Source organism: Labrys wisconsinensis, from assembly GCF_030814995.1.
GTDB classification, from domain to species: Bacteria; Pseudomonadota; Alphaproteobacteria; order Rhizobiales; family Labraceae; genus Labrys; species Labrys wisconsinensis.
In genome coordinates this window covers 1-24,912 of record NZ_JAUSVX010000007.1, presented here as the reverse complement: position 1 = coordinate 24,912, position 24,912 = coordinate 1, and the positions used below count along the sequence as shown (strand labels likewise).

Annotated in this window: 22 protein-coding genes and 2 tRNA genes; 16 read left to right on the top strand and 8 right to left on the bottom strand. The window is 69.7% G+C overall.

The genetic code is table 11. From position 1 onward, the window contains the following. The first annotated feature begins 43 nt into the window (after window positions 1-43). The 12 genes from pyrE (at window position 44) to QO011_RS18765 (ending at window position 12,192) form a co-directional block, all read left to right on the top strand. Window positions 44-628, top strand: coding sequence for an orotate phosphoribosyltransferase (gene pyrE, locus QO011_RS18820; RefSeq protein ID WP_307274990.1), 585 nt, complete (start codon window positions 44-46; stop codon window positions 626-628). A gap of 59 nt (window positions 629-687) precedes the next feature. Beyond that, complete coding sequence (locus tag QO011_RS18815; protein WP_307274989.1) at window positions 688-1,443, top strand: pyridoxine 5'-phosphate synthase; 756 nt, start codon at window positions 688-690, stop codon at window positions 1,441-1,443. After that, window positions 1,440-1,874: a holo-ACP synthase gene (gene acpS / locus QO011_RS18810; protein ID WP_307274987.1), complete on the top strand. Its 435-nt coding sequence runs from the start codon at window positions 1,440-1,442 to the stop codon at window positions 1,872-1,874. The genes QO011_RS18815 and acpS overlap by 4 nt, the downstream gene beginning before the upstream one ends. A gap of 99 nt (window positions 1,875-1,973) precedes the next feature. Then, the gene (lepB, locus tag QO011_RS18805) at window positions 1,974-2,726 is read left to right on the top strand and encodes a signal peptidase I (protein WP_307274986.1); all 753 of its coding nucleotides are present in this window, start codon (window positions 1,974-1,976) and stop codon (window positions 2,724-2,726) included. Further along, window positions 2,723-3,445 carry a ribonuclease III gene (gene rnc / locus QO011_RS18800; RefSeq protein ID WP_307274984.1) on the top strand — a complete coding sequence of 241 codons (723 nt, stop codon included), beginning with the start codon at window positions 2,723-2,725 and terminating at the stop codon, window positions 3,443-3,445. The genes lepB and rnc overlap by 4 nt, the downstream gene beginning before the upstream one ends. Next, entirely contained in the window at window positions 3,438-4,349 is a 912-nt protein-coding gene (gene era / locus QO011_RS18795) for a GTPase Era (protein WP_307274982.1), read from the top strand. The genes rnc and era overlap by 8 nt, the downstream gene beginning before the upstream one ends. A 134-nt stretch (window positions 4,350-4,483) precedes the next feature. Then, window positions 4,484-5,227 carry a GntR family transcriptional regulator gene (locus tag QO011_RS18790; RefSeq protein ID WP_307274981.1) on the top strand — a complete coding sequence of 248 codons (744 nt, stop codon included), beginning with the start codon at window positions 4,484-4,486 and terminating at the stop codon, window positions 5,225-5,227. A gap of 7 nt (window positions 5,228-5,234) precedes the next feature. Next, window positions 5,235-6,350 carry a mandelate racemase/muconate lactonizing enzyme family protein gene (locus QO011_RS18785; RefSeq protein ID WP_307274980.1) on the top strand — a complete coding sequence of 372 codons (1,116 nt, stop codon included), beginning with the start codon at window positions 5,235-5,237 and terminating at the stop codon, window positions 6,348-6,350. A gap of 143 nt (window positions 6,351-6,493) precedes the next feature. After that, window positions 6,494-8,155 (top strand): ABC transporter substrate-binding protein, encoded by a 1,662-nt coding sequence (locus tag QO011_RS18780; protein ID WP_307274978.1) that lies wholly within the window; start codon window positions 6,494-6,496, stop codon window positions 8,153-8,155. Window positions 8,156-8,331: 176 nt separating this feature from the next. Then, window positions 8,332-9,285, top strand: coding sequence for an ABC transporter permease (locus tag QO011_RS18775; protein ID WP_307275604.1), 954 nt, complete (start codon window positions 8,332-8,334; stop codon window positions 9,283-9,285). Next, window positions 9,282-10,163 (top strand): ABC transporter permease, encoded by an 882-nt coding sequence (locus QO011_RS18770; RefSeq protein WP_307274975.1) that lies wholly within the window; start codon window positions 9,282-9,284, stop codon window positions 10,161-10,163. The genes QO011_RS18775 and QO011_RS18770 overlap by 4 nt, the downstream gene beginning before the upstream one ends. Then, entirely contained in the window at window positions 10,156-12,192 is a 2,037-nt protein-coding gene (locus QO011_RS18765) for an ABC transporter ATP-binding protein (RefSeq protein ID WP_307274973.1), read from the top strand. Before QO011_RS18770 ends, QO011_RS18765 begins: the two co-directional genes overlap by 8 nt. A gap of 42 nt (window positions 12,193-12,234) precedes the next feature. Here QO011_RS18765 and QO011_RS18760 read toward each other — a convergent pair whose 3' ends face one another. The 7 genes from QO011_RS18760 to QO011_RS18730 all read right to left on the bottom strand — a co-directional run bounded on the left by QO011_RS18760 (window position 12,235) and on the right by QO011_RS18730 (window position 20,782). After that, a complete protein-coding gene (locus QO011_RS18760) occupies window positions 12,235-13,593 on the bottom strand; it encodes an LLM class flavin-dependent oxidoreductase (protein WP_307274972.1) in 1,359 nt (452 codons plus the stop codon). Between the two features lie 77 nt (window positions 13,594-13,670). Next, complete coding sequence (gene ssuD / locus QO011_RS18755; RefSeq protein WP_307274970.1) at window positions 13,671-14,864, bottom strand: FMNH2-dependent alkanesulfonate monooxygenase; 1,194 nt, start codon at window positions 14,862-14,864, stop codon at window positions 13,671-13,673. A gap of 37 nt (window positions 14,865-14,901) precedes the next feature. Continuing rightward, window positions 14,902-16,146: an SfnB family sulfur acquisition oxidoreductase gene (locus QO011_RS18750; protein WP_307274968.1), complete on the bottom strand. Its 1,245-nt coding sequence runs from the start codon at window positions 16,144-16,146 to the stop codon at window positions 14,902-14,904. A gap of 43 nt (window positions 16,147-16,189) precedes the next feature. Continuing rightward, on the bottom strand, window positions 16,190-17,428 hold the full coding sequence (locus QO011_RS18745) for an SfnB family sulfur acquisition oxidoreductase (RefSeq protein WP_307274967.1): 1,239 nt from the start codon (window positions 17,426-17,428) through the stop codon (window positions 16,190-16,192). Window positions 17,429-17,442: 14 nt separating this feature from the next. Next, on the bottom strand, window positions 17,443-17,964 hold the full coding sequence (locus QO011_RS18740; RefSeq protein WP_370881984.1) for a flavin reductase family protein: 522 nt from the start codon (window positions 17,962-17,964) through the stop codon (window positions 17,443-17,445). Between the two features lie 364 nt (window positions 17,965-18,328). Beyond that, window positions 18,329-18,853 carry a hypothetical protein gene (locus tag QO011_RS18735; RefSeq protein ID WP_307274964.1) on the bottom strand — a complete coding sequence of 175 codons (525 nt, stop codon included), beginning with the start codon at window positions 18,851-18,853 and terminating at the stop codon, window positions 18,329-18,331. Between the two features lie 165 nt (window positions 18,854-19,018). Next, window positions 19,019-20,782 (bottom strand): MFS transporter, encoded by a 1,764-nt coding sequence (locus QO011_RS18730; protein WP_307274962.1) that lies wholly within the window; start codon window positions 20,780-20,782, stop codon window positions 19,019-19,021. A 429-nt stretch (window positions 20,783-21,211) separates the two neighbouring features. On the opposite strand from QO011_RS18730, the gene QO011_RS18725 reads away from it, so the two are divergent. Next, window positions 21,212-21,916, top strand: a complete 705-nt coding sequence (locus QO011_RS18725; RefSeq protein ID WP_307274960.1) for a hypothetical protein — start codon at window positions 21,212-21,214, stop codon at window positions 21,914-21,916. 1,392 nt (window positions 21,917-23,308) lie between these two features. Here QO011_RS18725 and QO011_RS18720 read toward each other — a convergent pair. Next, window positions 23,309-24,097 carry a TrmH family RNA methyltransferase gene (locus tag QO011_RS18720; RefSeq protein ID WP_307274958.1) on the bottom strand — a complete coding sequence of 263 codons (789 nt, stop codon included), beginning with the start codon at window positions 24,095-24,097 and terminating at the stop codon, window positions 23,309-23,311. Window positions 24,098-24,378: 281 nt separating this feature from the next. Between QO011_RS18720 and QO011_RS18715 the strand changes: the two genes are divergently transcribed. The 3 genes from QO011_RS18715 to QO011_RS18705 form a co-directional block, all read left to right on the top strand. Continuing rightward, window positions 24,379-24,463 (top strand) — tRNA-Tyr (locus tag QO011_RS18715). Window positions 24,464-24,482: 19 nt separating this feature from the next. Beyond that, window positions 24,483-24,556 (top strand) — tRNA-Gly (locus QO011_RS18710). A gap of 153 nt (window positions 24,557-24,709) precedes the next feature. After that, window positions 24,710-24,912: GTP-binding protein (locus QO011_RS18705; RefSeq protein ID WP_307274957.1), on the top strand; the 203-nt coding region annotated here is incomplete at its 3' end.

Sequence of the window (24,912 nt, the reverse complement as noted above, 5' to 3'; positions counted from 1 at the left end):
GACCGCCGGCGCCGCTGCGCCACCGACAATCAGGAATCCAGGCATGACCGAAGACGAGGTTCTCGCGGAATTCCGCGCCGCCGGCGCGCTGCTCGAGGGGCATTTCGTCCTCTCCTCCGGCCTGCACTCGCCGGTCTTCCTGCAGAAGATGTTCATCTTCATGGACCCCGTGCGCACCGAACGCCTGTGCCGGGCCCTGGCCGAGAAGGCCCGGGCCCGCTTCGGCCCGATCGACATGGTGGTCTCGCCGGCGGTCGGCGGCATCGTGCCGGGCTACGAGACGGCGCGGGCGCTGGGCGCCAAGGCGGTGTTCGTCGAGCGCGAGGGCGGCACGTTCCAGCTGCGCCGCGGCTTCGAGATCCCCGAGGGCGCCCGCGTGCTGATGGTGGAGGACATCATCACCACGGGCCTGTCCTCGCGCGAATGCCTGGAGGCGATCGCCCGCCACCCCGGCGAGGTTGTCGGCGCCGCCTGCCTGATCGACCGGTCCGGCGGGCGTGCCGACATCGGCAAGCCGCTGGTGACGCTGGCCACGCTCGACATTCCGGCCTACAAGGCCGACGAGCTGCCGCCGAGCCTGGCGGGAACGCCGGCCGTCAAGCCGGGCAGCCGCGGATTGAAGGTCTGAGCGCCTTCCCGCAAGGCCCTGATCGTTCTGGAATTCTTCATTCTTCGCAGATGTCCGCCATGTCCAGCCAGCCGCTCCGCCTCGGCTTCAACGTCGATCACGTCGCCACGGTTCGCAACGCCCGCGGCGGCGCCGGACCCGATCCGGTGCGCGCCGCGCAGCTCGCCATCGAGGCGGGCGTGGACGGCATCACCGCGCATCTGCGGGAGGACCGCCGCCACATCCGCGACGACGACATCCGGCGGCTCAAGGCCGAGATCGCCCGGCCGCTCAACCTGGAGATGGCGGCGACCGGGGAGATGCTGGCCATCGCGCTCGCCGTGCGCCCGCACGCCGCCTGCCTCGTGCCCGAGAAGCGCGAGGAGCGCACCACCGAGGGCGGGCTCGACGTGGTCGCCGCCAAGGCCCAGCTCGAGCCGGTGGTCGCGCGGCTGACGGATGGCGGCATCCGGGTGTCGCTGTTCATCGAGCCGGACGCGCGGCCGATCGAGACGGCGGCGATGCTCGGCGCGCCGGTGGTCGAGCTTCACACCGGCACCTGGTGCAACGCCGTCGAGGCCGGCGAGGAGACGAGGGCGGAGCGCGAGCTGGAGCGGCTGCGCACCGGCGCCAGATGGGCGGCCGAGCTCGGCCTGGAGGTGCATGCCGGCCACGGGCTGAACTTCGACACGTCCGAGACGCTGGCGGCGGTGCCCTGGTTCTCCGAGTTCAACACCGGTCATTTCCTGATCGGCGAGGCGATCTTCGTCGGGCTGGCCGAGAGCATCCGCCGCGTGCGCGAGGCCATGGCGGCCGGCCGCGCGAGGGCGGAATGATCATCGGCATCGGCAACGACCTGTGCGACATCCGCCGCATCGAGGCGGCGCTGGAGCGGTTCGGCGAGCGCTTCACCCATCGCTGCTTCACCCCGGCCGAGCGGGCCAAGGCCGAGCGCCGGGCCGACCGCGCCGGCACCTATGCCAAGCGCTTCGCCGCCAAGGAGGCCTGCTCCAAGGCGCTCGGCACCGGCATTCGCGGCATCCGCTGGCAGGAGATGGGCGTGGTCAACCTGCCCTCCGGCCAGCCGACGCTCGAGCTCACCGGCGAGGCGAGGCGCCGGCTCGACGCCCTTGTGCCGGCCGGCCATGCGGCGGTGATCCACGTCACCCTCACCGACGAGCATCCGTTGGCGCAGGCGATCGTGCTGATCGAAGCGCGGCCGGTGGGTCCGGGCCCGAATTCGCCGGATGCCCCAATGCGGCCATAACGCTATGGCTTTCGTTGCGCGTGATCCTTCCGCGGGCTATACGCACCGCACTCCGGGCCGCTCTGCGACGTGGCTGGCCCCGAACCCGACGAGAGCTTGATGAGCGTGGCTGGCCAACAGAAGAAGACGTCCGAGGGCGGCGTCCTCGAAATCGTGAAGATCGTCGTCCATGCGGTGATCATCGCCGTCGTGGTGCGCACGCTCCTGTTCCAGCCCTTCAACATCCCCTCGGGCTCGCTGATTCCGACTCTCGAGATCGGCGACTACGTCTTCGTGTCGAAGTTCAGCTACGGCTATTCCAAATATTCCATTCCGCTGTCGCCGCCCCTGTTCTCCGGCCGCATCTGGTCGGCGCCGCCGCAGCGCGGCGACATCGCGGTGTTCAAGGTGCCGACCGACAATTCGACCGATTACATCAAGCGCGTCATCGGCCTGCCGGGTGACCGCATCCAGATGATCCACGGCATCCTGCACATCAATGGCGAGCCGGTGAAGCGCGAGTCGGCCGGCACCCGCACCATCGTCGGCGAGAACGGGGTCAACCGGGACGTGCCGCTCTACTACGAGACCCTGCCCAACGGCGTGCGTCACGAGATCATGGAGATCGACGGCGACACCGGCTACTACGACGACACCAAGGAATTCGTCGTGCCGCCCGACAACTATTTCATGATGGGCGACAACCGCGACAATTCGGAGGATTCGCGCGCCTGGGGGCCGGTGCCGTTCGAGAACTTCGTCGGCAAGGCGCAGATCATCTTCTTCTCGGTCAGGCCGGGCGAGTCGGCGCTCGCGTTCTGGAAGTGGCCCTGGACCGTGCGCGCCGATCGCCTGTTCCAATTCGTGCGATGAGCCGCAAGGGCCGGCCGCCGCTCACCGAACTCGAGGCCGCTCTCGGACATCGCTTCACCGACCGGGCGCTTCTGGAGCACGCGCTGACCCATATCAGCGCGTTGCCGGTCGCCTCGCGTATCGCCAGCTATCAGCGCCTGGAGTTCCTTGGCGACCGGGTGCTCGGCCTCACCGTCGCCGACATGCTGTTCCACGCCTATCCCGACGACGAGGAGGGGGCGATGTCGCGCCGCCTCGCCGACCTCGTGCGCAAGGAGACCTGCGCCGCCGTCGCCGCGACCTGGAACGTCGGGCCGCATCTCAAGCTCGGCACCGGCGAGAGCCAGTCGGGCGTGCGCAAGCGCACCACCATCCTCGGCGACGTCTGCGAGGCGCTGATCGGCGCGGTGTTCCTGGACGGCGGCTACGAGGCGGCGCGCGGCACGGTCGAGCGCGGCTGGGGCGAACGGCTGCGCTCGCCGCTGACCCCGCCCAGCGACGCCAAGACCGCCTTGCAGGAATGGGCGCAGGCGCGCACCCTGAAGGCGCCGACCTATCGCCTCGTCTCGCGGACCGGACCGGACCACAATCCGCGCTTCGTCATCGCGGTCGATGTCGAGACACAGCAATCGGCTGAGGGAGAGGGGCGCTCGAAGCGCCTGGCGGAGATGGCCGCTGCCGCCGCCTTCATGGCGCGCGAGGGCGTCAGCTTCAGCGACGAGGAGGGGGCCGATGGCTGAGATTGAGACCCGTTGCGGCTTCGTCGCTCTGATCGGCGCGCCCAATGCGGGCAAGTCGACCCTGCTCAACGCGCTGGTCGGCGCCAAGCTGTCGATCGTCACCCACAAGGTGCAGACGACGCGCGGCATCGTCCGCGGCATCGCCATGGCCGGCGCCTCGCAGCTCGTCTTCGTCGACACGCCCGGCATCTTCCAGCCGCGCCGCCGGCTCGACCGCGCCATGGTCACCACCGCCTGGGGCGGGGCGGCCGACGCCGACATCGTCTGCCTGCTGGTCGACGCCCAGCGCGGCCTCGACGAGAGCAACTCTGCCATCCTGGAGAAGCTCTCCTCCTCGAACCAGCACAAGGTGCTGGTCCTCAACAAGGTCGACACCGTCAAGCCGCAGACTCTGCTGGAGCTCGCCGCGATCCTCAACCGGGCCCAGGCCTTCCATCGCACCTTCATGGTCTCGGCCCTGACCGGCAGCGGCGTCGCCGACCTCGCCGCCTATCTCGCCGAGGTCGTGCCCGCCGGCCCCTGGCTCTACCCTGAGGACCAGATCTCGGACGCGCCGATGCGCGCTCTCGCCGCCGAGATCACCCGCGAGAAGCTGTTCCTGCGCCTGCACGACGAGCTGCCCTACGAATCCACCGTCGAGACCACGCTCTGGACCACGATGAAGGACGGCTCGGCCAAGGTCGAGCAGACCATCTACGTCGCGCGCGAGGGCCACAAGAAGATCGTCATCGGCAAGGGGGGCGAGACCATCAAGGCCATCTCCATGGCGGCGCGCAAGGAGATCGCCGCCATGGCCGAGGCGCCCATCCACCTCTTCCTGTTCGTCAAGGTGCGCGAGAACTGGTCCGACGACCCCGAGCGCTACCGCGAGATGGGCCTGGAGTTCCCGCACGACAAAGGCTGAGCCGGCGCGGCTCGGCCGCTGCGGCATCGCCACGTGATCGCCAACCGCACGACCCGTGCGGCATGCTGCGATGCGACATTGCAAGTTTGTCGACAAGATGATTGTCTTGCAGTGCAGAGTGGGCGAAGGCGGACATGGACTTCGAACCGGTTGCCGACACGACGCGCCGCGCCGAGATCGTCGCGCTCCTGAAGCGCGCGATCCTCGCAGGGCAGCTGGCGCCGGGCCACAAGCTCAACGAGCTGCGCATCGCCGAGCAGATGCGCGTCAGCCGGGCGCCGCTGCGCGAGGCGATGCGGGAGCTGGTCCAGCAGGGCCTCCTGACCAGCATTCCCTATGCCGGAACCTTCGTCATCGACGTCACCGCCAAGGACATCGATGACGCCTATTCCATCAACAAGGTCCTCGACGATTTCGCCATCGAACGGACATGGCCGGTGCGGAACGCACGGTTCTTCGCCGAGCTCGACCGCCGCCACGAGGCCGTGAAGCAGGCGACGCGCGATCGCGACACCGCCCGGCAGATCGAAACCGCCCTGCAGCTGCACGGCGTGATCTACGAATGGGCGGACAATGCGGTCCTGCTGGAGACCTGGCAGCGGCTCACCAGCCGGCTGCAGATGTATTTTGCGCTGCATCAGCGCGCCCGCAACGAGCCGGTGCCCGCCGAGGATTTGCACGAGGACTATGTCCGCCTGCTCAAGGGCGACGACATGCAGGCGGCGCAGCGCCATGCCCGCGAGCATATCGACTTCGATTTCGAGCACCTGATCGCCTATGCCCGCAGTCTCGAGCAACGACCGGCCCAGGGCAGGGCCGATCGCGGCGCGCGATCGACGAGGCCGGCCGGCCTTCACCCCTCGACAAGCCATCCATAGGCCGGACATGCGGATCGAGACCATACGGGCCTACCGCGTCGTGCAGCCCTTCGTCGGCGGCACCTACAGCATGTCGAAGGGCCGCAGTGCGGAGGCCTTCGACTCGCTGATCGTCGCCATGACCGCCGACACGGGCCTGACCGGCTGGGGCGAGATGGCGCCGCTCGGCACCTTCTATTCCCCCGCCTTCGCCGCGGGGGCTCGCGCGGGCGTCGTCGAGATCGCCCCCCATCTCATCGGGCAGGATCCGCAGGCGCCGCTCCGGATCGCGCGGCTGATGGACACGGTGTTCAAGGGCCACCCCTACATCAAGTCGGCGCTCGACATGGCCTGCTGCGATCTGGCGGCGCGCGCCGCCGACGTGCCGCTCGTCACCTGGCTCGGCGGCCGGGACGGGGAGGCGGCCGAGCTCTACAAGGTGGTCACGCACGGCAGCGCCGAGGCGATGGCCGCGACCGCCGCGCGTTTCGTCGCCGAAGGCTTCGGCCGGCTGCAGGTCAAGGTTGGCGGCCCTGTCCGCGACGATATCGAGCGGGTGGCGGCGGTGGCGGCGGCGGTGCCGAAGGGCACGGTGCTGTTCTGCGATGCCAATGCGGGCTGGACGCCGTTCCAGGCGCGCCAGTTCGCCGATGCCACGCGCGACATCGACTATGTCTTCGAGCAGCCCTGCACGACGATCGAGGAGTGCCTCAGCGTGCGCCGGTCGCTCGGCAAGCCGATGGTGCTGGACGAATCCGTCGCGTCGCTGGCCGACGTGCTGGAGATCCACCGCCTCGGCGTCGCCGACGGCCTGACGCTGAAGATTTCGCGGCTCGGCGGCGTCACCAGGACGCAGCAGATCCGCGATCTCGCCGTCGATCTCGGCTTCATGATCACGGTCGAGGACACCGGCGGCGCCGAGATCGACACCGCTGCCATGGCGCATCTGTCGCTGTCGACGCCGGAGGAGCGCCGGCTGCACGCCATCGCCTTCCATGAATGGGTCACGGTCCGGACGGCCAGGAATGCGCCGCCCGTCACCGGGCGTCACATGGGCGTGCCGCCCGGTCCGGGTCTCGGCATCGACGTGGAGCCGGAGCTCCTCGGCGAGCCTTTTCTCGATCTGACGCGGACATCGATCTGACGTGAAGGAATCGATCTGACGTGAAGGACATGGGCGGCAGCGACTTTGCCGGCCATGCAGCAGTGAACCAGCAGCCGGCAGCAAGCCGGCCACGACAGCCATGCTTTCCACCATCGGCAACAACAGGGGAAGAGGTCGAAGCGATGAGGAACGACAGACTGATCGACTTGATCCGGCGCGGCCGGACCGCCCATGAGAATCACCTGATCGACGGCCTCGTCGATGGCCGGGTCAGCCGTCGCGAGTTCATCCGCCACGGCAGCCTGCTCGGCCTGTCGCTGCCGCTGCTCGGCCGGATCGGCGCCGCCGCCGGCCTCGGCGCCATGCCGACCCTGGCCCGTGCCGAGGGTGCGCCCGGGGCGACCATCCGGGTGGCGACGGTCCTGCCGGCTGCGGCGATCGACCCCGTCACCACCGCCGATTCCGGCGGCCTGGCAGTCCTGCAGCAGACCGGCGAGTTCCTCTGCCTGGACGGGCCGGACCTGGTGCTGAAGCCGATGCTGGCGGAGAGCTGGAAGCCGGACGAGACCGGCAAGGTCTGGACCTTCAAGCTGCGCAAGGGCGTGAAGTTCCACAGCGGCGCCGAGATGAAGGCCGACGATGTCGTCGCCAGCATCGACCGGCTCGCCGACCCCGCCAATTCCTCCAACGCGCTGTCGGTGTTCAAGGGCATCCTGCAGAAGGGCGGGACCAAGAAGGTCGACGACTACACCGTCGAGTTCCACCTCGATGCCGCCAACGGCAACTTCCCCTACATGGTGTCGTCCGACAACTACAACGCCATCATCGTCCCCGCCGGCTATGCCGGGGATTTCGAGAAGAACTTCATCGCCACCGGCCCGTTCAAGCTGGAGAAGTACACGCCGAAGGTCGGCGCCAGCTTCGTGCGCAACGAAGATTACTGGGGCGCCAAGGCGCTGCCGGCCCGCACGGAGTTCACCTTCTTCGCCGACATCCAGGCGCAGGTGCTGGCCTTGCAGGGCGGACAGGTCGACGTCATCACCCAGCTCCCCGTGCTGGCCGGCGTCGGCCTGCTCAACGATCCCAACATCGAGATCCTCAGCCTGAAGGCGGTGACCCACCACCAGGTCCACATGCGCTGCGATATGGACCCGTTCAAGGATCCGCGCGTGCGGCGGGCCGTGGCGCTCAGCATCGACCGCAAGAAGCTGGTGCAGGGCCTGATGAAGGGGCGCGCCGTGGCCGGCAATGACAGCCCGTTCGCGCCGATCTACCCCTCGACCGATCCGACCGTGCCGCAGCGCGAGCAGAATCTTGCCGAAGCCCGGCAGCTGATGGAGGCCGCGGGCCTCGGCAAGGGCGCCAAGGTGACGCTGACCACGGAACGCTTCGTCGAGATCCCGGAATATGCCGTGCTGGTCCAGAACGCGGTGAAGGAGATCGGCATCGAGCTTGAGCTCAATATCCTCGACCAGAACGGCTATTACGGCGACGGCGTCTTCGGCAAGTCGAACTGGCTCGACTCGGTGATGGGCATCACCGACTACGGTCATCGCGGCGTGCCGAACGTCTATCTCACGGCGCCGCTCACCAGCGAGGGCACCTGGAACTCGGCGCATTTCAAGAACGCCGACTATGACCGGCTCGCGGCGAGCTACATCGCCGCGCTCGACCTGGAGAGCCAGAAGCAGACGGCCGGCAAGATCCAGCGCCTGCTGCTGGAGGAGACGCCGGTGATCTGGGGCTATTTCTACGACTTCCTGACCGCGACCGTGAAGGGCGTGACCGGGGTGCAGGCCACCGCCATGTCGCAGATCTACGTCGACCGCGCCTCGAAGGCCTGAGCCGAGACTGAGCCCCCGTCGTGCTTCCGGCGCCCGGTCCCTGACCATGGGCTGGAAGCACGACACAAGGTCTTGAATCAGCTAGGGTTCTGCAGCCGGGCTGCAGCCGCCCGCGACCCGTCTCGGTTGAGCCGGCTCCGCTCGCCCGGAGCTCGGACCGGAAAGGAGTAGGGATCATCCTGCGCTTCCTCGCCCGTCGCCTGGCGCTGTCGCTCGTGACGCTGTTCCTGCTCAGCGTGATGGTGTTCCTCGGCGGCCAGGTGCTGCCGGGCAATGTCGGGCGCGCCATCCTCGGCCCCTTCGCCGACGAGCGGGCCGTCGAGGTGCTCAACCGGCAGCTCGGGCTCGACCGGCCGCTCCTGACGCAATATTGGGATTGGATCAGTCGCTTCGTGCAGGGCGACATGGGCACGTCCTACATCTTCCGCTCGCCGGTCGCGCCCTTCGTCCTCGACGCGCTCGGCCATTCCTTGAAGCTGGCGCTGGTCGCCTTCGTGCTGGTGGTGCCGCTCGGCATCCTGGCCGGCGTCGTCGCCGCGCTCAACCGCAACCGCCTGGCCGACCGCATCATCAGCCTCGGCGGCCTGTCGGCGACGGTGCTGCCGGAATTCGTCTCCGGCATCATCCTGATCCTGGTCTTCGGCGTCTGGCTGCGCTGGCTGCCGATCTCCGCGGCCTGGCCGGCCGGTGCCGGCTTCTTCACCCAGCTGCGCTACCTCATCCTGCCGGCGCTGCCGCTGTTCCTGGTGCTGTTCGGCTATATCGCCCGCATGGCGCGCGCCGGCATGATCGAGGCGCTCGAGTCCGACTATGTCCGCACCGCTGTCCTGAAAGGCCTGCCCTGGCGCACGGTGATCTGGCGCCATGTGCTGCGCAACGCCCTGCTGCCGACGATCACGGTCATCGCGACGCAGACCGGCTATCTCATCGGCGGCCTCGTCGTGGTCGAGACGCTGTTTCGCTACCAGGGCATCGGCTCGCTGATCTTCACCGCTGCGCGCGGCAAGGATTTTCCGATCCTCGAAGCCGGCATCCTCACCATCGGCATCGTCTACGCCGTGGCGACCCTCGCCGCCGACATCCTCTATTCCGTGCTCAATCCGCGCATCCGGCTGGGGGCAGGGCAATGAGCGCGGTACCGGCAGGGGACGAGGCCGTCCGCGTCGAGCCGGAGCGGCGCGGCCGGTCCGCCGAGGTGCTGCGGGCGCTCGCCCGGTCCGCCCCGTTCCTGACCGGGCTGGCGATCGTCGTGTTCTGGATCGCCTGCGCCCTGTTCGGCCGCTTCGTCGTGCCCTACGACCCGCTCGCCGACGACGTCATCAACGCGCTGGCGCCGCCCTCGGGCGAGCATTGGTTCGGCACGGACCAGCTCGGCCGGGACGTGTTCTCCCGCGTCATCGTCGGCTCGCGCGACATCCTGACCGTCGCCCCGCTCGCCACCCTGCTGGCGACGATCGCCGGCACCGGGCTCGGCCTGGCCCTGGGCTATTTCCGCGGCATCTTCGACGACATCGTCGGCCGCTTCCTCGAAGCCTTCATGGCGATCCCGGTGGTCATCGTCGCGCTGCTGGCCGTCGTCGCGCTCGGCACCTCCAAGGTCACCGTGATCGTCGTCATCGGCCTCAGCTTCGCGCCGGTGATCGCGCGCACCGTGCGCTCGGCGGTGCTGGCCGAGCGCGAGCTCGACTATGTCGCGGCGGCGCGGCTGCGTCGGGAAAACGCGTTCCACATCATGGCGTTCGAGATCCTGCCCAATGTCACGCCGCCGATCCTGGTCGAGTCAACCGTGCGGCTCGGCTATGCCATCTTCACCGTGGCGACGCTCAGCTTCATCGGCTTCGGCATCCAGCCGCCCTCGCCGGACTGGGGCCTCAGCATCTCCAGCAATTACGGCATGATGGCCGGCGGCTTCTGGTGGACGGTGCTGTTCGACGCCCTCGCCATCGCGACCCTCGTCGTCGGCGTCAATCTGGTGGCGGACGGCATACAGGGGGCCCTCGATGCCTGAACCGGCCGCGGACGCACTGAGCCTGGAGAGCCTCTCGGTCGCCTACCGCGCCGGCGGACGCGACCGCACCGTGCTGCGCGATCTCAGCCTGACCATCCGTGCCGGCGAAGCCTATGGGCTGGTCGGCGAGTCCGGCTGCGGCAAGTCCACCGTCGCGCTGACCGCCGTGCGCTATCTGCCGAAGAACGGCGGCGTCACCGGCGGCCGGGTGCGCGTCGGCGGCCAGGATGTCATGCGGCTCGACGGCGAGGCGCTGCGCCGCCTGCGCTCCGGCACCGTCTCGATGGTCTATCAGGACCCCGGCAAGGCCCTCAATCCCTCCATCAGGGTCGGGCGCCAGATCGCCGAGATCTTCGAGCTCGCCGGGCGTCCCAGGGGCGAGGCGATGGACATGGCGGCGGCGATGCTGCAGCGCGTGCGCATCGCCGATCCCCTCCGGGTGATGCAGCGCTATCCCCACCAGCTCTCCGGCGGCATGCAGCAGCGCGTCGCCATCGCCATGGCGCTGGCCACCGACCCCGCCATGCTGATCCTCGACGAGCCGACCACCGGGCTCGACGCCACGGTCGAAGCCGAGGTGCTCGACCTCATCGCCCAGCTGCGCCGGGACCTCAAGACCTCGATCCTGTTCATCAGCCACAATCTCGCGGTCGTCGCCAAGATGTGCGACCGGGTCGGCGTGCTCTATGCCGGCACGCTGGTCGAGGAGGGCCCGACGCGGTCGCTGTTCGAGGATCCGCGGCACCCCTACACCGTCGCGCTGCTGCGCTGCCTGCCCCGCGGCGGCCAGCGCAAGGACCAGGGCCGGCTCGACACGATCCCGGGATTCCTGCCCGGTCCCGGCGCCAGCATCGCCGGCTGCGCCTTCGCCGAGCGCTGTGCCCTGGCCGAGCCGCGCTGCCGCACCGAGCCGCCGCCGCTGCACGATCTCGGCGGCCGCGTCTCGCGCTGCCACCGCCATGAGCTGGCGCCGACGCTGCCGCGCGAGACGCCTGCGCAGGCGGCCATGCCCGCCGCCGGCGCATCCGCCGGGCCCGTGCTCAGGATCGACCGGCTCAACAAGACCTATGGCAGTGGCGACCATGCGGTGCGCGCCGTCAAGGACGTCTCGCTCACGCTCGAATCCGGCCGGACGCTCGGCCTGGTCGGCGAGTCCGGCAGCGGCAAGACCACGCTCGCCCGGCTGCTGCTCGGCCTGGTTCCGCCGGATGCCGGCGGAACCATCGAGCTCGACGGCAACACCGTGCCGCCGCTGCTCGAACATCGTTCGCCCGAGCAGGTGAAGGCGATGCAGATCGTCTTCCAGAACCCGGACAGCGCCCTCAACCGCTCGCACGCCATCAGCCGCATCATCGGCCGCGCCTGCGACCGGCTCGGCGGCCTGCGCGGGCGCGCCATCCGCGAGCGGCTCGAAACCCTGTTGCGCTCCGTGCGGCTGACCGAGCGCCATCTCCACGCTAAGCCGCGCCAGCTGTCGGGCGGCCTGAAGCAGCGCGTCGCCATCGCGCGCGCCTTCGCCGGGGAGCCGCGCATCGTCGTCTGCGACGAGCCGACCTCGGCGCTCGACGTCTCGGTGCAGGCGGCGATCCTCAACCTGCTCGCCGATCTGCAGGCCGCCCACCGCGCCAGCTACATCTTCATCTCGCACGATCTCGGCGTGGTGCGCTATCTCGCCGACACCGTGGCCGTGCTCTATCTCGGGCGGATCATGGAAGCCGGCCCGTCCGAACGCGTCTTTGCCGGCCCGCACCATCCCTACACCGAAGCGCTGCTCTCGGCCGTGCCGAAGCTGGAGGGCGAGGCGTCGCTGCGCATCCGCCTCGAAGGCGAGATTCCCAGCGCCAGCAACCCGCCGAGCGGCTGCGTCTTCCACACCCGCTGTCCGCGCAAGCTCGGGCCGGTCTGCGAGCGGGAGGAACCGCCCCTGGCCGACGCCGCGCCCGGCCACGCCATCCGCTGCCACATCCCGCTGGCGGATCTGGCGCGCCTGCAGGGCAAGGCCGCCGCGCTGGCGGACGCGGCGCCGTGAGGCCGGGATGAGATTCGAGGTCAGGCTGGGATCAGGCCGGCTTCACACGAACCGGTGCCGGGCCGCGGCATGGCTGTCGTCGACGCGGTCGCGCCCGAACAGCTTGCGGCGCAGCGATCCCTCCGCATAGGCGCTCTTGTAGCGGCCGCGGCGCTGCAGCTCGGGCACCAGCAGGTCCGAGACCGCGGCGAAGGTCTCCGGCCGCACGGCGAAGGCGAGGTTGAAGCCGTCGATGCCGGTCTCCTCGACCCAGCTCTCCATCTGGTCGGCGACGGTTGTCGGCGAGCCGACGAAGATCGGGCCGATGCCGCCGATCGAGACGTGCTCGCCAACCTCCCGCACGGTCCAGCGCCGGCCGGGGTCGGCCCGGGTGATGTTCTCCAGGGCGCTGCGGCCGGCCTCGTTCTGGACGTGCTCGACCACCTCATCGGGGTCGAGCCGGGAGAAGTCGATGCCGGTCCAGCCCGACATCAGCGTCAACGCCCCTTCCGGGTCGGCGTAGCGGCGGTACTCCGCCAGCAGGTCCGCCGCCGCCGCGTCGGTCGGCGCCACGATCGCCGTCGCCAGCGTGAACATCAGGATGCCCGCGCCGTCGCGGCCGAGCCCGGCCGCGAGCTCGCGGATGGCGGCGACGCGCGGAGCGACCACGGTCTTCGACGGCCCCGACATGAACACGCATTCGGCGTGCCGCGCCGCGAAGGTCCGGCCGGCCGGCGAGGTGCCGGCCTGGTAGATCACCGGCGTGCGCTGCGGCGAGGGCTCGCTGAGATGCAGGGCGTCGAGGCGAAAGTGGCCCTCATGGGCGACCCGTCGCACCCGCTCCGGCCGGGTGAACAGGCCGGCCGCCTTGTCGGCCACGACGGCGTCGTCGGCCCAGCTTCCTTCCCAGAGCTTGTAGACCAGCTCCATATAGTCCTCCGCCACGGCGTAGCGGTCGTCATGCGCGGTCTGGCGATCCCGGCCGGCGCCTTTGGCGGCGCTGTCGAGATAGCCGGTGACGACGTTCCAGCCGATCCGGCCCTCGGTCAGATGGTCCAGCGTCGACATGCGCCGGGCGAAGGGGTAGGGCGGCTCGAAGGAGAGGTTGACGGTGACGCCGAAGCCGAGGTGGCGCGTCGCCTGCGCCATGGCCGGGACCAGCAGCAGGGGGTCGTTGACCGGGACCTGCGTCGCATGCCGCAGCGCCGCCTCCGGCCCGCCGCCGAACACGTCGTAGATGCCGAGCACGTCGGCCAGGAACAGCCCGTCGAACAGGCCCCGCTCCAGCGTCTGCGCCAGCTCGATCCAGTAGGGCAGGCGGTTATACTCGTGCGAGCGGTCGCGCGGGTGGCGCCACAGTCCCGGCGACTGGTGCGCGACGCAGTTCATCTCGAAGGCGTTGAGGCGGATCGGCTTGGGCATGGGCTGGGCTGTCGCGGTGGCGTCTGGCATGGAACGCGGATGTCGCGCCGGGCGCAAGCCCGCGACTGGATTCCGCCTCAGCCCGCCGCCGCCTTGCGGTGGGAGGGGGCGACCACGTTGGCGATCACCTCGCCGAACGGGCCGGCATTGCGGGCCGGGCCGAGGTCGTTGCCGGTGGTCGCCTTCAGCGGCAGCTTCGGGAACACCAGCTCGGCGAAGCGGTAGCACTCCTCCAGGTGGGGGTAGCCGGAGAGGATGAAGCGGTCGATGCCGAGCGCCATGTACTCCTTCATCCGCGCCGCCACCTCGTCGGGATTGCCGACCAGGGCGGTGCCGGCGCCGCCGCGCACCAGGCCGACGCCGGCCCACAGGTTGGGCGAGACCTCCAGCTTGTCGCGCTTGCCGCCGTGCAGCTGCGACATGCGGCTCTGGCCGACCGAATCCATCCGGGCGAAAGCCTTCTGCGCCGTGGCGATGGTGTCGTCGTCGAGCTTGGAGATCAGCTCGTCCGCCGCCTTCCAGGCCTCGGCCGAGGTCTCGCGCACGATCACGTGCAGGCGGATGCCGTAGGAGAAGGTCCGCCCGCGCGCCGCGGCGAAGGCCTTGGCCTTGGCGAGCTTCTGGGCCACGTCCGCCGGCGGCTCGCCCCAGGTGAGATAGACGTCGACATGATTGGCCGCCACTTCGTTGCCGGCGGTGGAGGAGCCGCCGAAATAGAGCGGCGGATAGGGCTGCTGCACCGGGGGATAGAGCAGCTTGCCCTTCTCGATGGCGAGGTGCTTGCCTTTGTAGGTGACTTCCTCGCCCTGCAGCAGCTTGCACCAGACATGCAGATATTCGTCCGTGACCTCGTAGCGCTCGTCATGCTCGTGGAACACGCCATCGCCCTTGAGCTCGACCGGGTCGCCGCCGGTGACGACGTTGATCAGGAGGCGCCCGTTCGACAGGCGGTCGAGCGTGGCCGTCATGCGCGCGGCGAAGGCGGGCTCGGTCATGCCCGGGCGCACCGCCACCAGGAAGCGCAGGCGCTGCGTCTGCGGCACCATGGCCGAGGCCACCACCCAGCTGTCCTCGCAGGAGCGGCCCGTCGGCAGCAGCACGCCGTAATAGCCGAGGTCGTCCGCCGCCTTGGCGATCTGGGTGAGGTAGGGCAGCGAGACGTGCCGTGCGCCGACCTCGCTGCCGAGATAGCGCCCGTCGCCGTGGGTGGGCAGGAACCACAGGACGTCGGTGGCGGCGGCGGGCGGCGGGAGGTCGAGCTGGTCGGTCATGGATCGTCGCGTCGTTGGAGCTGTGGCACGGGCGGGCTCAGATCGCCCCGTGCCGCGGCGGATTGATGCCGTTGAGCCAGTAGTCGCCGATGGCGCGGTATTTCCAGCGGATCGGGTCGTGCACCGTGTGGGTGCGGGCATTGCGCCAGAAGCGGTCGAGGCCGTGCCGGGTGAGCGTGGCCTGCGAGCCGGCGAGCTCGATCAGCTTGGAGGCGATCTGCAGCGCCGCCTCGGTCGAGGCCACCTTCGCCTCGGCCACCGCCACCGAGGCGGCCGCCACCGCCTCGGTCGAGGGGGCGTGCTGCGCCGCGTCGACGAAGCGGCCGGAGCGGGTCAGCAGTGCCTGCGAGCCGTCGAGGCGGATCTTGAGCTCGCCGACCTCGGCGACGGTGTAGGGATCGTCGGAAGCACGGTCGACGCCGGCATCCTTCCACGGCCGCGAGCGGGTGGTGACGAAGCGGATCGTCTCGTCCAGGGCGGCGCGGGCGATGCCCTGCTCGACCGCGGCATGCATGATCTGCGCGAAGGGCCCCATCGAGGTCGGGCGCTCGAACACGGCGCGCAGCGAGATCACCGCGAAGGGATGCACGGCGACATTGTCGAGGATGGTCGTGCCCGAGCCGGTGACGCGCTGGCCGAAGCCCGACCAGTCGTCGACGACGGTCAGGCCGGCGCTGTCGCGCGGCACCAGCGCGATGGTGCTGCGGTTCTCGTCGTCATTGGCGACGACGGCGATCCAATGGGCGAACAGCGCCCCGGTCGAATAGAACTTGCGGCCGTTGAGGCGCAGGCCTTCCGCCGTCCGGCCGAGGCGGGTGGCGTGATCCTGCGCCGTCCTGGTGCCGAGCTCGGACAGGGCGTTGCCGATGCGCTCGCCGTCGAGGATGCGCGCGTAGAAGAAGCGCTGCTGCGCCTCGCTGCCCTCCAGCCGCAGCGCCTCCAGGATGAAGAAGTGGTTCTGCGGGATCTGGCCGATCGAGCCGTCCGCGGCCGAGAGGATGGCGATGACCTCGGCCACCGTGCCGCTGGCCACGCCCGCGCCACCGAAGGCCTTCGGTACGGTGATGGCGAGCAGGCCGGCGTCGGAGATCAGGTCCATCTCCTCATAGGGCAGGCGGCGCTCCTGGTCGCGCTCCACGGCGCCGGCGGCGATGGTCCGCGCCACCTCGCGCGCCACGGCGATCGCCTCGGCATCGTCGCGGATGCGGCGCGCCGGCCGGCCGCGGGGCGGGGGAACCGGGAAGGGGTCTTCGTCGAGGATGGCGGCGAGAGCGGCGGACATGGTTGAAACCTGCGATTCGGGGGGCAGCGGCGCGGGCGCTCCGTCAGCTCCAGGCGTGGCGGGGCGGAGCGACGCCGTTCAGCACGTGGTTGCCGACGTGGAAATATTTCCAGCGCACCGGGTCGTGCAGCGTGTGGGTGCGGGCGTTGCGCCAGTGCCGGTCGAGATTGTACTCGCCGAGCGTCGAGCGGGTGCCGGCGAGCTCGTGCAGCTTGTTGGTGGCGAGGATGGCGATCTCGGTGGTCAGCACCTTCGCCTCCGCCACCGCGACGGCAGCGGCGGCGACGCCCTCGTCGGTCGGCTCGGCGATGATGCGGTCGACGGCCAGGCCCGCCTCCTCCAGCAGCGCCTCGGCGGCGTGCAGCCTGATCTTGAGGTCGCCGATCTGGGCGATGGAGAACACGTCCTCGTAGCCGTGCTCCTGGCCGCTGTCGATCCAGGGCCGCGTATGCCGGCGGACGAAGGCGATGGTGTCGTCGATGGTGCCGCGGGCGATGCCGGCATCGACCGCCGCCTGGATGATCTGCGACACCGAGCCGTTGGAGGACGGCCGCTCGCCGCCGAGATAGGCTGGGATGACGCCCTCCGGGCCGACGCGCACGTTGCGCAGCAGCACATTGCCGCTGGCGGTGGTGCGCTGGCCGAAGCTGGACCAGTTGTCGATGATGGTGAGGCCCGGCGCGCCGCGCGGCACGATGGCGAGGTAGACCTTCCCGTCCGGGCCGATGGCGCCGATATGGTGGTAATGGGCGAACAGGGCGCCGGTGGCGTAGAACTTGTCGCCGTTGACGAGATAGCCTTCGCCGTCGGGCGTCAGCGTCGTCTCGAAGGCGCCGACATGGCGGCTCTTGGCCTCGGAGAAGGCGTTGCCCAGCCGATATCCCCGGAGGACCCGGCCGAACCAGAGCTCCTTCTGCGCGTCGCTCGCGGCGAAGCGGATCGCGTCCAGCGCGGCGAGGTGGTTCTGCGGGATCTGGCCGATCGAGGGATCGGCGGCCGAGATCAGCTTGATCACCTCGGTCAGCGTCACCGTCGAGACGCCGGCCCCGCCATGGGCCTTGGGCACGGTGACGCCCCACAGCCCGCTCTTGGAGAAGCGGTCGAGCTCGGCCGCGGGCAGGCGGCGCTCGCGGTCGCGCGCGGCGGCGCCGGGGGCGAATTCGGCGGCGAGCTCCCGGGCGATGGCGATCGCCTCCGCGTCGGAGCCGATGACGCGGGCATCGGGCTCGAGGTCGAAGGTCGGGGCGGCGGATTCGGACGGCGGCACCGCGGGAACGGTCATGGAAGGCTCCGGAATCAGGCGGCGTAGGTGCCGTAGCGGCCGCGGCCGTAGACGAGCGGGGCGGACGGGGTCGGCGCGATGGTCAGCGCCCGCACGGCGCCGATGATGATGCCGTGGCTGTGGCGCTCGATGATCTCCTCCACCTCGCAGTCGATGGCGGCGAGCGCATCCTCCAGCGCCAGCGCGCCGGTGGCGAGCGTGCGCCAGCGCGCTTCGGCGTAGCGTTCGGCGCCCTTGACGCCGCCGCGGCCGGCGAACCGGTCCGCCACCGCCTGGTGATGGGCGGCCAGGATGTTCACCACGAAATGGCGATGGCGCTGGATCACCGGCCAGGACGAGGCGTTGCGGTTGACGCAGACGATCATCGTCGGCGGATCGACCGAAAGCGAGGTGGCGGACGTCACCGTCAGCCCGGTCCGCTCCTCCCCGGTGCCCGCGGTGATGACGCTGACGCCGCCGACGAGATGGCGCATCGCTTCCTTGAGCGCTGCGCCCGCGTCGGCGAGGGGGAGGGGTTGCTTGGCAATGGCGTTCATCATGTCGGCCCGAACTGAAGCAATGCGGATGGACGACGGGCGCCGCCGGATCGCCGGAGACGCTGCGGCGTCTCCGAAAATCCGGTGGGAGCATCAAGGACTTGGCGGCACATGCCGAATCGGAGCGCGAGGTCCGATCCGCGACGTGTCGCCCGGACCGCCGCCGGTGCATCACGGCGATATTGCCGGGTGCCTTTGATAATGTCTATCAAAAATATAGACAAGATTGGTGCGAGCAGGCGCAGACCGGCCATGCCGTGCCCGAACGGCTGCGGCCGGAGCGCCGGTCGCGCGCCCTCCGGGGCCTCGGCCGGTTCGATGCTTCGGGTATGCCTCCGGCACGACGGTCAGGCACGCCACGAGCCTATCGGCGGCACTTGCCGAGCTCGGTGCCCAGCACATCCTTGGCGCCGGTCATGTCGAAGGTCGAGGCGAGGTCGCCCGGCTTGATCGCGGCCGTCATGCTCGAGGCCGCCGCCGCCGCCTGCAGGAAGCCGCGCGGCACCGAGCGCACCTCGAAATAATAGGGCGTGTCCTTGTAGGCGCGGCCGGCGAGCGTGAAGCTCCTGCCGCCGACCGACAGCGTCGCCGTGACGTCGCGCGGCCGCTTGGCCGCCTGCGAATAGGCGAGGAAGCTGACGGAAGGCGCCCGCAGCGCGTTGCCGTCGTCGTCGGTGCAGGCGACCGACAAGAGCACCAGCCCGTCGAATCGGCCGGCCGGGGTGCCGTCGCTGGCCGCGGCCAGGCCGATGGCATCGACGCTGTTCTGGTCCGAGGTGCGCGACTGCCAAGGCGCGGCGACGGCGGGGTCCGCCAGGATCGGGGCCGCCGCTGCCGCAAGGGCCGCCAGGACCCGGAGCGATGCGATGGCGGAGTTGGCTGGCCTCATGCTGTTCTCCTCGGGAGCCGATTCCCTGGCCCCCGAGCATCAGCACGTCATTGGGGCATTTTCGGGCGGAGCCGGCGCGACGAATCGCCGGCGCCGATGAGATGCGTCGAGTCGACCGGCTCCGGCAAGGGCCCGCCCGGACCGGAAAGGCCGGACGGGCGGGTCTCAGTCGTTGGCGTAGATGTCGCGGTCCTTGGTCTCCGGCACGAAGAGGAGGCCGATGACGAAGGTCGCCGCCGCCACCACGATCGGGTACCACAGGCCGTAATAGATGTCGCCGTTGGACGCGACCATGGCGAAGACCACGAACGGCACCATGCCGCCGAACCAGCCGTTGCCGATATGGTAGGGCAGCGACATGCCGGTGTAGCGGATGCGAGTCGGGAAGAGCTCCACCAGCGCTGCCGCCATCGGGCCGTAGACCAGGGTCACCAGCAGCACCAGGACGGTCAGCACCAGCACCAGCATCGGCTTGTTGATGCCGGCGGGGTCGGCCGGGGCCATGGCGTAGCTGGTCTTGGTCTGGTCGCTGCCGTCGGCGTTCTTGGCGGGGGTGCCGTCCGGGTTCCTGATCGGCTCGGTCTTGACCGACACCGGATAATTGTGCGCCTTCAGCGCCTGGAAGGCCGTGGCCGAGAACTCGGCGGCCTTGGCCTTGGCCGCCGCGGCATCCAGGCCGGTCGCGCTATAGGATGCGACCTCCGCGTCGCCGATCTTGATCTTCGCCACCGTGCCGGCTGGCGCCGTCTGGTTCACGTAGGCGACGGAGCCGTTGGCGAGGAAGTTCTTGGCGACGTCGCAGGAGGTGGTGAACTGCGCCTTGCCCACCGGATCGAACTGCACGCTGCAGTCGGCGGGATCGGCGATGACGGTCACCTGGGACGTGGCGAGCGCGGTCTCCAGCGCCGGGTTGGCATAATGGGTGATGGCCTTGAAGATCGGCAGGTAGAACACGGCCGCCAGGAGGAAGCCCGCCAGCATGATCGGCTTGCGGCCGATCCGGTCCGACAGCCCGCCGAACAGCACATAGAACGGCGTGCCGATCGCCAGGGCGATCGCCAGCAGGATGCTGGCCATGGTCGGGTCGACGCGCAGCGTCTTGGTCAGGTAGAGCAGGGCGTAGAACTGGCCGGAGTACCAGATCACCGCCTCGCCCGCGACCAGGCCGAACAGGGCGATGATCGCGATCTTCAGGTTCTTCCACTGGCCGAAGGCTTCCGTCAGCGGCGCCTTCGAGCGCGTGCCCTGGTCCTTCATCCGCTGGAAGGCCGGACTCTCCGCCAGCTGAAGGCGGATCCACACCGAGATCGCCAGCAGCAGCACCGAGACCAGGAAGGGAATGCGCCAGCCCCAGTCCTGGAAGGCCGCCTCGCCCATCAGGTTGCGGGTGCCGAGGATGACGATCAGCGACAGGAACAGGCCGGCGGTGGCCGTGGTCTGGATCCAGCCGGTATAGTAGCCGCGCCGCCCCCGCGGCGCGTGCTCGGCCACATAGGTGGCGGCTCCGCCATATTCGCCGCCGAGCGCCAGGCCCTGGATGATGCGCAGCAGGATCAGCACGGTGGGCGCCAGCACGCCGATGGCGAGATAGCCCGGGATGATGCCGACGAGGAAGGTCGACAGGCCCATCAGCGTGATGGTGACGAGGAAGGTGTACTTGCGCCCGACGAGGTCGCCGACCCGGCCGAACACCAGCGCCCCCAGGGGGCGCACCAGGAAGCCGGCGGCGAAGGCCAGCAGCGCCGCCAGGAACGCGGCGGTCTCGTTGAGGCCGGCGAAGAACTGCTTGGCGATGATGGTCGACAGCGAACCGTAGAGATAGAAATCGTACCACTCGAAGGTGGTGCCGAGCGAGGACGCGAAGATCACGCGCTTCTCCTCGGACGACATCGGCCGGCTGGCATCGTCCTGCGCCGGCATCGTGGACATGACACTCATCGGCTTGCCTCTGCTGTTGAACCTCCCGGTCTCCGGCATCTCCCGGTTGCCCTGCGGCCGGCGGGCCGGAATCGGGGACAAGTCTCGCCGGCTCCTTTGCATGCGTCCGGAGCGGGCGTCGCGGGTTGGATATTCGGCGGCTGGCCGGCATCGCTCCGGTGGCGGTCTTCCGTCGCCCGGCGGCGGTTTCCCGTCACCCGGCGGCGGTCTCCCGTCGCCTCGATCGGCGGCCGGTCCGACACACGAGTTGGCGGGGCGCGCCCGCTTGCTTTCCTCCGCCGCCGAATTAGGCGGCCCGTTTCTTTTTTTGGCCCCGATCGGAGCTTAGGCGTTAAGACATCGTTGACACGCGCCGATGCCCGGGCCGGGCAAAGGCGTGCCCGGGATCAAGCAGGCGTCGAGGAAGCAAAGATGAAAGCGTTGTCCCTACATCTTTGGTCCGTCAGTCTTTTATCCGCCCTTCTGGCGCCGCTGGCAAGCGCGCAGGCGGGCTGGTTCGACGCTTTCCCCACACTTCCCGGCTGGTATGACGACGACCCGCCGCCGGTCTACGTGCCGCGCCGGCCGCACCGGTTCGTCCCCGCTCCGCGCGACGGCGGCATGGCCGTCCGCACGCCGGACGGCGAGGTGATCATCGTCTATCCCGAGGACGAATACGGCGAGCGCTATGCCCCGGGACCGGACGTGGTTCCCGATGACGTCGCACCGCCGCCGCGGCCCCGGCCGCGCAACCGGATCGAGGCGCTGCGGCCGCCGGCTCCCGTGGGGGCGGAGCCTGTCGTGGTTCCCGGCATTGCGCCGAATTCGGCGCTGCCCGGCATTGCGCCGAGGCCCAGGCTGACCCGCGATGCGGCCCTGACACCCGTCAAGCCCGGCGGCGTCAAGCCGGCCGATGTCCGGCCTGCCGGTGCCAGGCTCGCCGATCCCGCGAGGAAACCGGGCCAGGCGCCGGCGGCTCTGCCGAAAATCGTGCCGGCCGCCCAGCCCAAGGTCGCGCAGGCGCGGATCGCCCTGCCGGTGCCGCGCCCCAATCTGGAGAGCATGGATTTTGCGCCGGCGACGCCGGCCGAGCCGCAGGCCGCTCCGGCATCGCCGGACAGGACCGCCCTGGAGGATCGCCGCTAAAGCGTGTTGCGATTGGGCGGACTCGCCAAGACTCGCAAAGACGCGTCGAAACAAGGCGTCGGAGCAAAGCGGCGCTTCCGCCCGAACGCGCCTTGCGCCAGGCGTAGCTCGGGCCCTGCGGTCGTTCTGGCTCCGACCGTCGGGTCTGCCGCCGTCCCTCCGGTCGCGTCGCGCGTTGCCGGCGGCAGCGACCGAGCGTGGCTGGAACCACCGCCGTGGCCCGGGCGGTGACGCGCATCCCGACCCATCTGGCACGATCGGGCTGCCGGCGGTGATCGGCACGATGCCGGACGGCGATGCTCCGCTCGCTGCGGCTCTGCCGGGGGCTGCAGGATTGCCGCGATCGATCCGAGGGCGGGACGCGGGCATGCTGCGGCGGACGGACGGCGCCGCGCTCCTCCGATCATACGCGGACCGGCAGGCCGGCCGGAGCCGGTCACACCCTCTCAACTCGGCTTGATGCCCGATCACGTCGGGGTGAGGCCATGGTGACCCGCAGGCACGTTGGCGTGACCGCGGCGCATGCCGCGGGCTGCAACCGCGACACGCGGGCCGGGTTGCGGCGCCGACAGGTGGTCTTGCCAGCCGCAAAGACGGCGATGAGCTGCAATATCGGCGCGTAATCTTCTTATAATAAGAAACAATCACCTTAATATCACGAGAAAGTGCTGACTATTGATCGATTTGTATCATGTATTTGTCAGAAGACTCCACATTGTTGCCCATGATTTGGAGCAAATGTGGCGATGCCGGTGGAGGATTTCATCCGATATCGCCGGTATGGTCATCATGGACAACAGCATGGTCGCAGTGTTGCTGCGGGCGTGCGAAGGGGATCTATCATGCGCAGAAGCATTGCTATCATTGTCTTGACGCTGGCCGCCGGGGCCTTCGCGGCTCCGCCTGCCGCCTGGGCGCATCGGGGCGAGGGCGGTCACCACCATCACCACTCCGACCCACCGGCGGCCGCCGCTCCCGCGACGCCATTGGGCACGGCGCCGAACGGCGGGGCTCCGCTCGCGGCTGATCTGGGCTGCTACTGGGCGCCGCAATCGACGGCGGCCGGAATCCGCGACGTGCAGGTCTGCAACTGACCGGCGCGTTGGTCCCATCGAGCCGCTCTGCCGGGGCCTGGGCCAGGTCTGCAGGATTGCCGCGTCCGACCCGAGGGCGGGACGCGGAAATCCTGCAGCGGGCGCCGGCAGCGGGCCGAGATCGGCAACGCACATGAGCGCGACGAGGCGCCCCGGCGATCCGAGACCGCCGGGGGCGGCCGCCGGCGGCGTGCCGAGCGGGCAGCCCTCCCCGCAAGGCTGGCCGAGCGGACGATTCGCCGCCGTCATGCGCCGCCGGCCGTGGTCGCCCGCGGCACGCGCTGGCGAGCCGGTGGGCCTATGGCCGCCGCCCTCCCGGCGGCAGGGCGCGGCGGGCGACGTAAAGCGCCAGGGCGGCGGCATTGGAGACGTTGAGGCTCTTGATCGCCCCGGGCATGTCGAGGCGGGCGAGGGCGTCGCACAGCGAGCGGGTGCGGACGCGCAGACCCTTGTCCTCGGCGCCCAGCACCAGAGCCAGCGGGCCGCGCAGGGGCGTCTCGTCGAGGACGGCCGCTCCCTCCGAATCCAGGCCGACGCGCAGGACGCCGTTGGCGCCCATCTCGTCGAGCGTGTCGCCGAGGTTGCGCACGTGAACGATCGGCACGTGCTCCAGGCCGCCCGAGGCGGCCTTGGCCAGCACGCCGGTGGCGGCGGGGGAATGGCGCTCGGTGGTGAGGATCGCCGCCACGGCGAAGGCCGCGGCCGAGCGCACGATCGCCCCGACATTGTGGGGATCGGTGATCTGGTCGAGCACCAGCACGACGTCGTTCGGACCGAGGTCGCCGAAGGCGGGGGCGGCCAGGGGATCGGCTTCGAGATAGAGGCCCTGGTGCACCGCGTCGGGCGTCAGCAGCCGGTCGATCTCGCCGGGGCGGACGATCTCCGGCGCCAGGCCGAGCTCGACGCGCTCCTCCTGCAGCCGGCGCAGGGCGTTCTCGGTGGCGAGCAGCCGGCGTAGGCGCCGCGCCGGGTTCTGCAGCGCTTCCCGTACGGGATGCCAGCCGTAGAGGACGACGATGTCGGGGGCGATGCGCCTCGTCTCCTCGCGCCGTTCGTGTCCGCGTCCCCCGCGTGGCCTGCCGCTCATGCCGCCCGTGCTCCGGCAGGATGTCCGATCCTGCGTCCTTCCAGCCGATTGGCACGGCGCGAGGCTGCGGGAAAGCCCTTTGTTGGGCCGCGGCGGCATGGGGTGCCCCTGCGCTCCTGCCGCGACCGCGGCGTCGCGATACGGACGGATGTGCGATCCGTGCGCAAGCGCACCCTTTTCCGGTTGACAGGCCTCGCCGCTCTCACCATAACCACGCCCTCGAAAGGCCGCCGAGCCACTGCGGCGGCTTTTCGTCCGCGGTTCGTCGCGGACGGCGTGATGGAGGGGTGCCCGAGTGGTTAAAGGGGACGGACTGTAAATCCGTTGGCTCAGCCTACGTTGGTTCGAATCCAACCCCCTCCACCATCTCCGACCGGTTCTGCGTGCGGGTGTAGCTCAATGGTAGAGCAGCAGCCTTCCAAGCTGAATACGAGGGTTCGATTCCCTTCACCCGCTCCAGATTCATCGCCTGCGGGCGCCTGATCGGCGCCAGCGGCCGCGCTTCGCAACTTCCTGCTTGAACCATACCGGATTCCACAGTAACCAGCCGCCGTTTTTGCGATGTCTGGGCCGGGTCCCAGCTCACATGAGACGTCATGAGGGACGGGCGAGATGGCCAAAGAGAAATTTGAGCGCAACAAGCCGCACTGCAACATCGGGACGATCGGGCACGTCGACCATGGGAAGACGTCTCTGACGGCAGCGATCACGAAGGTTCTCGCCGAGACGGGCGGTGCGACGTTCACGGCGTATGACCAGATCGACAAGGCACCCGAGGAGAAGGCGCGCGGGATCACGATCTCGACGGCGCATGT

Bases quoted from the DNA above. Each gene is read 5' to 3' on its own strand.
- pyrE (WP_307274990.1), top strand. From the start codon at position 44: ATGACCGAAGACGAGGTTCTCGCGGAATTCCGCGCCGCCGGCGCGCTG.
- QO011_RS18815 (WP_307274989.1), top strand. From the start codon at position 688: ATGTCCAGCCAGCCGCTCCGCCTCGGCTTCAACGTCGATCACGTCGCC.
- acpS (WP_307274987.1), top strand. From the start codon at position 1,440: ATGATCATCGGCATCGGCAACGACCTGTGCGACATCCGCCGCATCGAG.
- lepB (WP_307274986.1), top strand. From the start codon at position 1,974: ATGAGCGTGGCTGGCCAACAGAAGAAGACGTCCGAGGGCGGCGTCCTC.
- rnc (WP_307274984.1), top strand. From the start codon at position 2,723: ATGAGCCGCAAGGGCCGGCCGCCGCTCACCGAACTCGAGGCCGCTCTC.
- era (WP_307274982.1), top strand. From the start codon at position 3,438: ATGGCTGAGATTGAGACCCGTTGCGGCTTCGTCGCTCTGATCGGCGCG.
- QO011_RS18790 (WP_307274981.1), top strand. From the start codon at position 4,484: ATGGACTTCGAACCGGTTGCCGACACGACGCGCCGCGCCGAGATCGTC.
- QO011_RS18785 (WP_307274980.1), top strand. From the start codon at position 5,235: ATGCGGATCGAGACCATACGGGCCTACCGCGTCGTGCAGCCCTTCGTC.
- QO011_RS18780 (WP_307274978.1), top strand. From the start codon at position 6,494: ATGAGGAACGACAGACTGATCGACTTGATCCGGCGCGGCCGGACCGCC.
- QO011_RS18770 (WP_307274975.1), top strand. From the start codon at position 9,282: ATGAGCGCGGTACCGGCAGGGGACGAGGCCGTCCGCGTCGAGCCGGAG.
- QO011_RS18765 (WP_307274973.1), top strand. From the start codon at position 10,156: ATGCCTGAACCGGCCGCGGACGCACTGAGCCTGGAGAGCCTCTCGGTC.
- QO011_RS18760 (WP_307274972.1), bottom strand. From the start codon at position 13,593: ATGCCCAAGCCGATCCGCCTCAACGCCTTCGAGATGAACTGCGTCGCG.
- ssuD (WP_307274970.1), bottom strand. From the start codon at position 14,864: ATGACCGACCAGCTCGACCTCCCGCCGCCCGCCGCCGCCACCGACGTC.
- QO011_RS18750 (WP_307274968.1), bottom strand. From the start codon at position 16,146: ATGTCCGCCGCTCTCGCCGCCATCCTCGACGAAGACCCCTTCCCGGTT.
- QO011_RS18745 (WP_307274967.1), bottom strand. From the start codon at position 17,428: ATGACCGTTCCCGCGGTGCCGCCGTCCGAATCCGCCGCCCCGACCTTC.
- QO011_RS18740 (WP_370881984.1), bottom strand. From the start codon at position 17,964: ATGAACGCCATTGCCAAGCAACCCCTCCCCCTCGCCGACGCGGGCGCA.
- QO011_RS18735 (WP_307274964.1), bottom strand. From the start codon at position 18,853: ATGAGGCCAGCCAACTCCGCCATCGCATCGCTCCGGGTCCTGGCGGCC.
- QO011_RS18730 (WP_307274962.1), bottom strand. From the start codon at position 20,782: ATGTCCACGATGCCGGCGCAGGACGATGCCAGCCGGCCGATGTCGTCC.
- QO011_RS18720 (WP_307274958.1), bottom strand. From the start codon at position 24,097: ATGAGCGGCAGGCCACGCGGGGGACGCGGACACGAACGGCGCGAGGAG.